The organism is Aromatoleum toluolicum (assembly GCF_012911005.2).
GTDB lineage: Bacteria > Pseudomonadota > Gammaproteobacteria > Burkholderiales > Rhodocyclaceae > Aromatoleum > Aromatoleum toluolicum.
The window spans coordinates 1-399 of sequence record NZ_WTVS01000259.1; the positions used below are offsets into that span (position 1 = coordinate 1).

A 399-nucleotide genomic window follows, 5' to 3' on the forward strand; every position below is an offset into this window, starting at 1 on the left:
GCCACCCAGCAGCGTCAGTGCCGCCATCCGGTGGTATTTGGCCTGCCAGGCTGCCGCCACGGCGCACACGGCACCCAGCAACCACAGCAGCGCAAAGGCGGGGGACAGCGGCAGCTGCATCCGGTCGCCAATGGGCAGGCCCCGCGCCCACAGGGGCAGGGTGCACGCCACCAGCGCAGCGCACACCAGCCACAGCATCTGCCACTGCAGGCGACCAGTGCGCAGCAGGCGGCGGCCATTGCGGCCCATCAGGCTGAGCACGGCCAGCGTGGCCTCAAAGGCCCGCTGGCCGCTGATGCGGCGCATGACTGGTGGCGCATCGATGGCACCCTTTTCGCGCTGCCAGCGCAGCAGTGCGTAGAGCGCGATGCCCCCGCCCAAAGCCACCAGGCTCATCAC

1 pseudogene is annotated in these 399 nt (G+C 70.7%); it reads right to left on the reverse strand.

Features of this window, described 5'->3' with window-relative positions:
- Positions 1-399, reverse strand: a pseudogene (locus GPA27_RS28640) (monovalent cation/H+ antiporter subunit A); the annotation flags it as partial.